The 9,851-nt window shown below is 64.9% G+C and carries 10 protein-coding genes; 9 read left to right on the plus strand and 1 reads right to left on the minus strand.

Annotated features, from left to right (window positions below; all coding sequences use genetic code 11):
- The first annotated feature begins 157 nt into the window (after nucleotides 1-157).
- The 6 genes from BMI87_RS16845 to BMI87_RS16865 all read left to right on the plus strand — a co-directional run bounded on the left by BMI87_RS16845 (nucleotide 158) and on the right by BMI87_RS16865 (nucleotide 4,285).
- Nucleotides 158-1,045 (plus strand): LysR family transcriptional regulator, encoded by an 888-nt coding sequence (locus tag BMI87_RS16845; protein WP_078522776.1) that lies wholly within the window; start codon nucleotides 158-160, stop codon nucleotides 1,043-1,045.
- A gap of 106 nt (nucleotides 1,046-1,151) precedes the next feature.
- Entirely contained in the window at nucleotides 1,152-1,775 is a 624-nt protein-coding gene (gene wrbA, locus BMI87_RS16850) for an NAD(P)H:quinone oxidoreductase (protein ID WP_078522777.1), read from the plus strand.
- Nucleotides 1,775-2,413: a DsbA family protein gene (locus BMI87_RS16855; RefSeq protein WP_078522778.1), complete on the plus strand. Its 639-nt coding sequence runs from the start codon at nucleotides 1,775-1,777 to the stop codon at nucleotides 2,411-2,413. Before wrbA ends, BMI87_RS16855 begins: the two co-directional genes overlap by 1 nt.
- Nucleotides 2,414-2,425: 12 nt before the next feature.
- A complete protein-coding gene (locus BMI87_RS22590; RefSeq protein WP_168175231.1) occupies nucleotides 2,426-2,575 on the plus strand; it encodes a hypothetical protein in 150 nt (49 codons plus the stop codon).
- Between the two features lie 92 nt (nucleotides 2,576-2,667).
- A complete protein-coding gene (locus BMI87_RS16860; protein WP_078522779.1) occupies nucleotides 2,668-3,567 on the plus strand; it encodes an EamA family transporter in 900 nt (299 codons plus the stop codon).
- Between the two features lie 25 nt (nucleotides 3,568-3,592).
- Nucleotides 3,593-4,285 carry a DUF4386 domain-containing protein gene (locus tag BMI87_RS16865; protein WP_146681649.1) on the plus strand — a complete coding sequence of 231 codons (693 nt, stop codon included), beginning with the start codon at nucleotides 3,593-3,595 and terminating at the stop codon, nucleotides 4,283-4,285.
- Between the two features lie 82 nt (nucleotides 4,286-4,367).
- On the opposite strand, the gene BMI87_RS16870 is transcribed toward BMI87_RS16865, so the two are convergent.
- Nucleotides 4,368-5,480: a zinc-binding dehydrogenase gene (locus tag BMI87_RS16870; protein WP_078522780.1), complete on the minus strand. Its 1,113-nt coding sequence runs from the start codon at nucleotides 5,478-5,480 to the stop codon at nucleotides 4,368-4,370.
- Nucleotides 5,481-5,809: 329 nt separating this feature from the next.
- On the opposite strand from BMI87_RS16870, the gene BMI87_RS16875 reads away from it, so the two are divergent.
- The 3 genes from BMI87_RS16875 (at nucleotide 5,810) to BMI87_RS16885 (ending at nucleotide 9,616) form a co-directional block, all read left to right on the plus strand.
- Complete coding sequence (locus BMI87_RS16875) at nucleotides 5,810-7,186, plus strand: NAD-dependent succinate-semialdehyde dehydrogenase (protein ID WP_078522781.1); 1,377 nt, start codon at nucleotides 5,810-5,812, stop codon at nucleotides 7,184-7,186.
- Nucleotides 7,183-7,797, plus strand: a complete 615-nt coding sequence (locus BMI87_RS16880) for a glutathione S-transferase family protein (RefSeq protein WP_078522782.1) — start codon at nucleotides 7,183-7,185, stop codon at nucleotides 7,795-7,797. Before BMI87_RS16875 ends, BMI87_RS16880 begins: the two co-directional genes overlap by 4 nt.
- A 175-nt stretch (nucleotides 7,798-7,972) precedes the next feature.
- Entirely contained in the window at nucleotides 7,973-9,616 is a 1,644-nt protein-coding gene (locus BMI87_RS16885) for an NAD(P)/FAD-dependent oxidoreductase (RefSeq protein WP_078522783.1), read from the plus strand.
- Nucleotides 9,617-9,851 lie beyond the last annotated feature (235 nt).

The raw sequence follows: 9,851 nt of genomic DNA on the forward strand, positions 1-9,851 counted from the left end.
GGTCGCATCCTTGGGCCGCGGTCGTGACGGTCGCCTTCGTCTCCCGCGATGCACCCTGTTGCTTCGGCGCTTGCGACCGCTCTCTGCGAGGGCGTTCGCGTGGCGCGAAATTCGTGCTATTCGGAGCGCTACCTGACCGCCCCGAGGGTTTTCCGAAATGGACAAGCTTTCTGTCATGCAAGCCTTCCGCCGCATCGTCGAGCGCGGCAGTTTCGCGCGCGCGGCGGAGGATCTCGGGGTGTCGCCGGCGCTTTTGAGCCGCGAGATCAAGCTGCTGGAAGAAAGCCTCGGGAGCTCACTGCTGACACGCACGACGCGCTCGATGTCTCTGACCGATGCCGGGCGGCTCTACTATGACGAGGCGAGCGGCATCCTCGACGCGGTGACCTCGGTCGAGACGCGTATCCGCGACGGGGCCGGGGCGGTGCGCGGGCATCTGAAAGTGAACGCCTCGAGCTCCTTCGGACAGACGGTGATTTCCCCGATTCTGCCGGAGTTTCTGGAGGCGCATCCCGATCTGCGGCTGTCGCTCTCGCTCGATGACCGAGTGGTCGACATGGTGGAGGGCGGCTTCGATGTCTCGATCCGCATCCGACCGGCGATGCCGGATTCGGCGCTGGTCGCGCGCAAGATCGGCACGATGCGGCAGCGCATCTTCGCCGCGCCCGCCTATCTCGCGCGGGCTGGCAGTCCCGAGCGACCGGAGGATATCGCAGGGCACAGGGTTATCGGCTTCCTACTGGCCGACCATCTGACGAAATGGGCGCTGCACGGACCGTCCGGGGCCACCACGCTAGATCTCGATCCCGCCATCCGCGTGGGCAACAGTCTCGTGCTGCGCGACCTGCTGATCGCGGGGCAAGGCATCGGCACCTTGCCGGATTTCGTCTCGAACGAGCCAGAGAGGCGCGGCGATCTGGTGCGCGTGCTGCCCGAGTGGGAACTGCCCGCGCCGGAGATTTTCGCCGTGACGGCTTCGCGGCTGGACATGGATGCGAAAGTGACGGCGTTTCTCGATCACCTGCGGGCGGCGATGGCGCATTAACATTCTTCAACCGGCGTAAAGAGTGATTTGCGCCTCGGCCGCTTATTCCGGCGCGGCTGATCCGCGATCTTCTCAGGCAACGAAACCCATGCCCTGAGAGGATCCAATGACCCGCGTTCTCGTTCTTTATTATTCCAGCTACGGCCATGTCCGTGCGCTCGCCCAAGCCGGAGCGGAGGGGGCGCGCAGCGTGCCCGGCACGCATGTCGATCTGCGCCGCGTTCCCGAAACCCTGCCTGACGATATCCGGCAGAAGGCTGGCTTCGCCGCCGACGACACGCCCGTCGCTAGCCCCGCCGATCTCGAAGCCTACGATGCGATCATCTTCGGCACGCCCACGCTGTTCGGGATGATGGCCGGGCAGATGAAGTCCTTCCTCGATCAGGCGGGCGGGCTCTGGGCGCGCAATGCGCTGGTCGGCAAGGTTGCCGCCGTGTTCACCTCCACCGGATCGCAGCATGGCGGGCACGAGGCGACGCTGCTTTCCACGCAGATCCCGCTGCAGCATTTCGGGATGCTCATCGCCGGGATGCCCTACACTTTCGCCGATCAGACGAGGGCGGACGGAATCGTCGGCGGTGCGCCCTACGGCGCTGGCACGATCGCCGGAGCGGACGGATCGCGGACACCGACCGAGACCGATCTCGCGGGCGCCCGCTTCCAGGGCGCCCATGTCGCGCGCATCGCGGCGCGGCTCGCAGGAGCCGCTCTGAACGAGGAGGCCGCGTGATGCCCAAGCTCACCATCGATTTCTTTCACGACGTCGTCTGCTGCTGGTGTTTCAACATCTCGTCGCGGATGCGCAGCCTCGCCGCCGAGTTCGATCTCGACATCCGGCATCGCACATTCGTCCTGCAGGCAGACCGCGCCGAAATGGCTGCGCGCTGGGGCTCCCCCGAAGCCGCCCGTGAGACCATCCTCGGGCATTGGGCGGTCTGTAGAGAGGTCAGCGACCGACCGGAGCTTGTCGATATCGCGGCCATGCGGGCCGCTGATTTCGACTATCCGCACGGGATGACCGCCGCGCTCGGATGCAAGGCCGCGGAGGCGCTGGGCGGGCAGGGCGCCCATTGGGAGATGTTCGACCGGCTGCAGCGCGCGCATCTCACCGAGGCCCGCAACATCGCCGATCCGGTCATCGTGCGCGACGTCGCGCGAAGCCTCGGGTTCGAGGCGGCGGCCTTCGCAGAGGCGTTTGACGATCCGGCCACGGCGGAGGCTGTCGAAGCCGATCGGCAGCGCGCCCGCGCGCTTCAGGTGCGCTCCATCCCCGCGCTGATCGTCCGGGAAACCGGTGCGCGGCTCGTGAACGGGACGCGCGACGACCTCGCGGCACAGTTGCGCAGTTCCCTGAAACTCGTCGCCTGAGGAGTGCCCCTGATGAAGCTCCGTTTCCTGTTCCGAGGTCTCCGGCATCGGCGCTACAGTCCGCGACGCGTGCCGCGCGATCTCTCACCCCATCTGATGCGCGATATCGGGCTCGAGCCTTGGCCCGAGCGCCCCTGTCTCTCGCCGCGCCACTTCCGCTGAGCGACCCGACCGAAGGTGCCAAAGGCACCTTCACGCGGTCCGCCGATACCGCCCGCGAAAGCCCAGTCTTCTCCCTGAATACGAGTCACCCGATGTCACGCACTACCGACATTTTCCTCACGGCGCTCGCCCCGGCTATCTGGGGGAGCACCTATCTCGTCACCACCGAGGCGCTGCCCGCTGGCTACCCCATCACGCTTGCGGCCCTGCGCGCCTTGCCTGCGGGGCTGTTGCTGGTCGCGTTCACGCGGTCGCTGCCGCCGCGTGCATGGCTTGGCCGCACTTTCCTCCTTGGCAGTCTGAACTTCGCCCTGTTCTGGAGCTTGCTTTTCGTGGCGGCCTATCGTCTGCCCGGCGGGGTCGCGGCGACGCTCGGTTCGCTGCAGGCGATGATGGTCATCCTCATGGCGCGCGGCTGGCTTGGCACGCCGGTGCGCGCCGGGGCGGTGATCGCCGCGGCGACGGGTGTACTGGGTGTCGCGCTTCTTTTGCTGGGGCCCGAGGCCGCATTGGATCCTGTGGGTGTCATCGCCGGTATTGGCGGGGCCGCGTCGATGGCGGCGGGCACCGTGCTGAGCCGCAAATGGGAGCCGCCTGTCTCGGCGCTGAGTTTCACCGGCTGGCAACTGACGGCAGGCGGGCTGGTCCTTCTGCCGCTGGCTTTGATCGTCGAGCCGTCCCTGCCGCCGCTGACCGCGCTGAACCTGTCAGGTCTGATCTGGCTTGGCCTGATCGGGGCGGGCGCGACCTATGCGATCTGGTTCCGGGGCATTGCCCGTCTCGAGCCCGGCGCGGTTTCGATGCTGGGGATGATGAGCCCGGTCACGGCGGTCACCCTCGGCTGGCTCTGGCTGGGGCAGGGCCTGTCGTTGCTCCAGATGAGCGGCGCGGCTATCGTTCTGATCTCGGTCTGGGCCGGGCAGCGCGCGAACCGTCCGCGCGTTGCCGATAGGTTCCGCGCTTCGCGCGTGGCGCAGTCGGGAGCGGCGTGAGCGTCAATCAACGGAGGACCTCCGCGTGGCCCAACTTTCCCTGACCGACGACCTGACCCGAAAGTCGCGCCTCGCCGGGCTGCTTTACCTCATCATCATCGTCATGGGGCTGGGTGCCGAGCTCGGCCTGCGCGCTCCCCTGATCGACCTTTCAGATGCCGCGGGCACGGCCGCGGCGATACTGGCGGCACCGGGCCAGTTCCGGCTGGCGATCATCGCCGATCTGGTCATGGCGCTGAGCGATGCGGGGCTTGCCGTCTTGCTTTATCTGATTTTCCGCGGGGTTGCTCCGGGTCTTGCCCTGTCGGCGATGGTGTTTCGGCTGATTCAGGCGGTCCTCATCGCGGCAAACCTGATGGCGTTGCAGACGGCCTGGCTGCTTCTGTCAAACGGTCATGATGTGGCCGACGCCCAGTCGCTGGCGCTGATTTTTCTCGACCTGCATGGCCATGGCTACGATCTCGGGCTGGTTTTCTTCGGCGTGAACAGCCTGATGATGGGCGCGCTGGTCTGGCGCTCGGGCCTCTTCGCGAAAGCCTTTGGGGCGGGGCTGGCGCTGGCCGGTCTGATCTATCTGATCGGCAGCGGAATCCGGCTTCTCGCCCCCGACCTCTCATCGGCCTTCGCCCCGGCATACGGGCTGACGATCCTCGCAGAGACTGCGTTCTGCCTCAGATTGCTTTTCCCGCCGCGCCGACACGGGCGGAGCGTGAGCTGACTCTGGTCTAGCCCAGCGACTGTCGGTTCGTCAGAATCCGAAGCGGCCCGGAACCGATCCGGGCCACTTCGGCGATGCATCATCAGGACCAGGGGGTCACGAGGTATTTCTCTCCGGTCTTCATCTTCCGGTAATCGGTCACGGCTTCCTTCGTCAGCATCTCGTCGAGATTCACGCGCGTCTTGTAGTGGCTGGCGAAGGTGGTGGTGAGATTGTCGCGGACGCGCTTGCGCATGCGGCCGACGGTTTCTTGCCCCGCCGCTTGCAGGAACGGGAACAGCAGCCAGCCCGAGAGCGTCCAGCCGAAGCCGTAGCTTGGGGAAAGCGTCGTCGGGCCGGTGTCGAGCCGACCGTAGATGAACATCCGCTTGGGCTGGTTCGAGCCGTAGCGCGAGTATTCCGTCATCCGGCTCACCGCGACCTGCTCCATCGCCTTGAACGCGTTGTCGACCGCGTGGCCGCCGCCGATCGGGTCGAAGCCGTAGAACGCGCCGGTGTCGTCGATCGCGGCGCTGAGTTGCTGCATGAAGTCATCCTGCGACGAGTTCACGACATGGGTCGAGCCGATCTTCTCAAGCAGATCGACCTGATCGTCCTTGCGCACGATATTGACGAGACCGAGCCCGTCCTCCTGACAGATGCGGGTCAGCATCTGGCCGAGGTTCGACGCCCCGACCGTGTGCAGGATCGCGTCCTGCTTATCCATCTTGGCGTTCTCGGCGAACCCCAGCGCGGTCATCGGATTGACGAAAGCGCTCGCGCCGTCCTCGGAGGAGTGATCGCCCAGCGGCAGGCACATCTGCGCGTCGGCGATGCAATATTGGCTATAGGCGTTGCCCGGCACGCAAGACACGCGTTGCCCCATCAGCGCCTTGGCTGCGTCGCTGTCACCGGTCGCGACAACGGTGCCTGCACCTTCGTTCCCGGCGGGCAGCTTGAGGCCGTGCCGCGCTTTCGAACCCGCGTTGAACGGCTCGGGCATCTTGGCCACGAATTTGCCGGGGGAATATTCCGCGTTCTCCATATCCGCTGCCCCGACGAGGATGGCGAGGTCAGAGGGGTTGATCGGAGCCGCCTCCATCTTCACGAGGACTTGGTTGCCGGTCGGATCGGCGAAGTCCACGTCCTCGATCGCGACGGTGAGCGTACCGTCTGCCTCCAGCGTCGTGAACAGTTGCTTGCCAGTGGTCGCCATGTCGATCTCCAGATTTGAATGTCGTCGGGAAGAGGTTGGTTCACGCCCAGAGGTTTCCGAGGGCGCGCTTGCATTGCCAGATAGAGCGCCCTGCGTCCGAGGCGACCGCAAAGCGTGCAGCGAAAAGGCGCGCGGCTACGTTCCGCTGCGTCTTTTCTGGGGTCTTCAAATGCTTGGCCCCGGGTGAGAGCGACAAGACCGGGCTAGGGACAAGTTTTCGTGGTCAGCAATGACCGTTTCGCGGGCCGAAAGACGCCGCGTTACCGTCGCGGGCGCTGGAACTCCACGACTGCGGTGCAAGTTTCTCTGGTGAAATCGAAGGAGTTCTCATGTCCACGATCACCACCACCAACCCTGCGACGGGCGAGACGATCCAGACCTATCCGCTGATGTCCGAGCAGGAGGCCGTCGAGAAACTCGAGGCCGCGCAGTCCGCTTTTCTGGAGTGGCGCAAGCTGTCCCATTCCGAGCGCGCGCCCTACCTGACCAAGATCGCCGCGAAGCTCCGCGAGAATGCGGAGGAGCTGGCCGCGCTGATGACGCGCGAGACCGGCAAGCTTCTGAAGGACGGCAAGGCCGAGGTCGAGATCTGCGCCGCGATCTTTGAATATACCGCGAAGACCGGGCCCGACTTGCTCGCCGACGAGGAACGCACCCACGGCGCTAACGGATCGCGTGGTGTCGTCACCTATCAGCCGATCGGCGTGATCTACTCGATCCAGCCGTGGAACTTCCCGCTCTATCAGCCGGTGCGCGTATTGGCGGCGAACCTGATAGCGGGGAATGCCTGCGTGCTCAAACATGCGAGCATCTGCACCGGCTCCGGGCTGCGCCTGCGCGAGCTGTGCATCGAGGCCGGGCTGCCGGAGGATCTGTTCCAGGTCATCCTGATCGACCACGAGACCAGCGACAATCTGATCGAGCATCCGCTGGTGCGCGGTGTGACCCTGACCGGGAGCGATGGCGCGGGTCGGCATGTGGGCAGCGTGGCGTCGAAGGCGCTGAAAAAGACTGTGCTGGAGCTGGGATCGAACGACGCCTATCTCGTGCTGGAAGATGCCGATATCGAAACGGCGGTGAAATTCTCGCTGATGGGGCGGCTGTATAACAACGGCGAAACCTGCGTCTCGGCGAAGCGCTTTGTCGTGGCGGACAAGGTCTATGACGCCTTCGTCGAGGCCTTCGTGGCGCAGATGAAGGCGGTGAAGATGGGCGATCCCACGAAAGACGACACCCAGCTTGGTCCGCTGTCCAGCGCGGATCAGTTCGAGACGGTGAAGGAGCAGGTCGAGCAGAGCCTCGCCAAGGGTGCGAAGGCGCTTTGCGGTGGCGAGGCCCCGGGCGGCACCGGCGCCTATTACCCCGCGACGGTGCTGGTCGACGTGACCCCTGGCATGCCCGCTTATGACGACGAGATCTTCGGCCCAGTGGCTGCGGTGATCCGCGCCAAGGATGACGAGGATGCGATGCGCATCGCCAATGATAGCCGCTACGGCCTTGGCGGCGGGATTTTCAGCAAGGATGAAGACCGCGCCCTCAAACTCGCCCGCGATCACTTCGACACCGGGATGGTCCGGATCAACTCCTTCGGGACCGCCGATCCGAACATGCCCTTCGGCGGGGTCAAGGATTCCGGCTACGGGCGCGAGCACGGCGGCTTCGGCATGAAGGAATTCGTCAACGCAAAAGCGGTGTTCCTGCCATGATCACGCTTCACGCTCTGCACTATTCCCGCGCGACCCGTGTGCTCTGGCTGCTCGCCGATCTTGGCGAGCCCTGCCACCGGGTCGATTATCAGCGCACCGAGAACTTTCGCGCGCCGGAGGCCCTGTCCCGGGTTCACCCCTTGGGCAAGTCCCCGGTGATCGAGGACGGCAATCGGATACTCGCGGAGTCCGCGACGATCCTACGCTACCTCGTCACGAAATACGGCGACGAGACCCACACGCCGCCGCGGGGCACTCCGGAGTTCTGGCAGCACGAGGAACTCCTTGATTACGTCGAGAGCTCCTTCGCCGAGGTCGTGCTGCAGGCGATTTTGCCAGCCTTCCGCGACAAGCCGGTCCCCGCTCAGGCGCAGGCGGCGCTTGATGCCCATCTCAATTTCATCGCGCGGGCGATCGGTACCGGGCCTCTGCTATTTGGCGACAAGGCGATGCTCGCCGATATCCAGATGTCCTATATCATCGCCTTGTTGGCGCGGTTCGATCTGCTCGCGGATCATCCGAAGGTCGCGGCCTATTGGGCGGCGCTGCGAGCGCAGCCGGGATACATCGCGGCGACGGAAGCCGCCGGCCCGATGGCGCCTCCCGGGTGAGAGCCGTCGCGGATTTCGCTGCGGTGACTCGGGCTTGAAAGGCCGGATCGATCTGGTCAACCGCCCGGCCCGAGCGCCGGCGGAATGCCTGCTTGCAGACCCTGATATTCTCGTAGAGGTCTTCTTTACCGCATCCATCGGGTTGCGGTGACGACTGGCGGAGCAGGAGACAGCCATGCAGCAATTGACAGCCTTTGGACCGGATTTCCCCTTTTCCTATGAGGACTGGATCAGTCATCCCGCGGGTCTCGGCACGGTTCCGAAGGATGTACTCGGCGCGCCGGTCGCCATCATCGGCGCCGGAGCGGCCGGGGTGATCGCGGCCTACGAATTGATGAAGCTGGGACTGCGGCCCGTTGTCTACGAGTCCTCTCAGTTTGGCGGGCGGCTACGTTCGCAGAGTTTCGAAGGAACGAATGGGGTCGTGGCGGAGCTTGGCGGGATGCGCTTCCCCGTCTCCTCGCGTGGGTTCTACCACTATGTCGATCTCGTCGGATGCGAGAGCCGACCCTTTCCCAACCCGCTGACGCCCGCCGCCGGGTCGACCGTCATCGAGCTTGAAGGCCAACGCCATTTCGCCCGCAGCCTCGAAGACCTGCCCGAGCAATACCATGAGATCGCAGAGGCTTATGACGAAGCGTTGCGCAGTCAGGCGGCTTTTCCCGACCTGCAAGCCGCGGTGCGCGCCAAGGACATTGAGGCCATCAAGGCGATCTGGGATCCGCTCGTCCAAGACTGGGATGAGCGAACCTTCTACGATTTCGTGGCCCATTCGGACGCGTTCCAGAAGCTCGATTTCTCGCACCGGGAGATTTTCGGTCAGGTCGGCTTCGGAACCGGCGGCTGGGACTCGGACTTTCCGAACTCGATGCTGGAGATCCTGCGGGTGAACCTGCTCGGGCTCGACGACGATCAGCGCTACATCGTGGGCGGGGTGGAAACTGTCCTGCATCGCCTCTGGAACGCGGCGCCTGCCTGCGCGCATTGGCCGGAGGGCACGACGCTTGCGAGCCTGCATGGCGGCGCGACGCGCAGCCGCGCGACCGCCCTGAGCCGCGCAGGCGAAATGATCCGGCTTCGCGACCAGTGGGGCAACGAGGACGACTATGCTGCGGTGCTCGCGACCTGCCAGACGCACCTGTTGACGACGGCGATCGAGACCGAAGAGGATTTGTTCGATCAGAAGATGTGGATGGCGCTCGACCGGACCCGCTACATGCAGGCCGCGAAAACCTTCGTCATGACCGACCGACCGTTCTGGAACGATATCGACCCGGAAACCGGCGAACCGCTGATGTCGATGACGCTCACCGACCGGCTGACGCGGGGCACCTATTTCTTCGACAATGGGCCCGACCGCCCCGGTGTGATCTGTCTCAGCTACGCCTGGATGAGCGACGCGCTCAAGGTGCTGCCGCTCAGTGCGGAGCGCCGGGTCGAGCTGTCGCTGCAGGCGCTGGGCAAAATCTACCCCGGCGTCGACATTGCCGCGCATATCCGCGGCCAGCCGATCTGCGTGAGCTGGGAGGCGGACGAAAACTTCCTCGGGGCCTTCAAGGGCGCGCTGCCGGGTCATTATCGCTATAACCACCGCATCTATGGCCACTTCATGCAGCAAGGCATGGCGGCAAGCCAGAAGGGTGTTTTCCTCGCCGGGGACGGTGTGAGCTGGACCCCCGCTTGGGTCGAAGGTGCGGTGCAGACGTCGCTCAATGCGGTGTGGGGGATCATGACGCATCTCGGGGGCAGCAGCCCCGCGGCAAACCCCGGTCCCGGCGATCTCTATCCCGAGCGCGGGCCGATCAGGTTGGCCGATTGACCCAAAGGGCCCACGCGGCATGAGTGTCATGTGCCGTTTGGCAGGTGTTCTGTTCTCAGGAAGAGTCGGCCAATTGGGGGTGCATGCCGACCAATCGGCCCTGAGCCTAGCTCTGGCTTGGTGTTTTCGTCGCCTTGATGGCGGTTCGATTCCGTTCATTTCGCTGGTGACTCGGTTGGTTTGGTTTGCTGCCCTTGGGGCATGGTCCTCAGGAGGTTTCGCGGGGGTGGGTGAT

The organism is Thioclava sp. F28-4 (assembly GCF_002020045.1).
Taxonomy (GTDB): Bacteria; Pseudomonadota; Alphaproteobacteria; order Rhodobacterales; family Rhodobacteraceae; genus Thioclava; species Thioclava sediminum.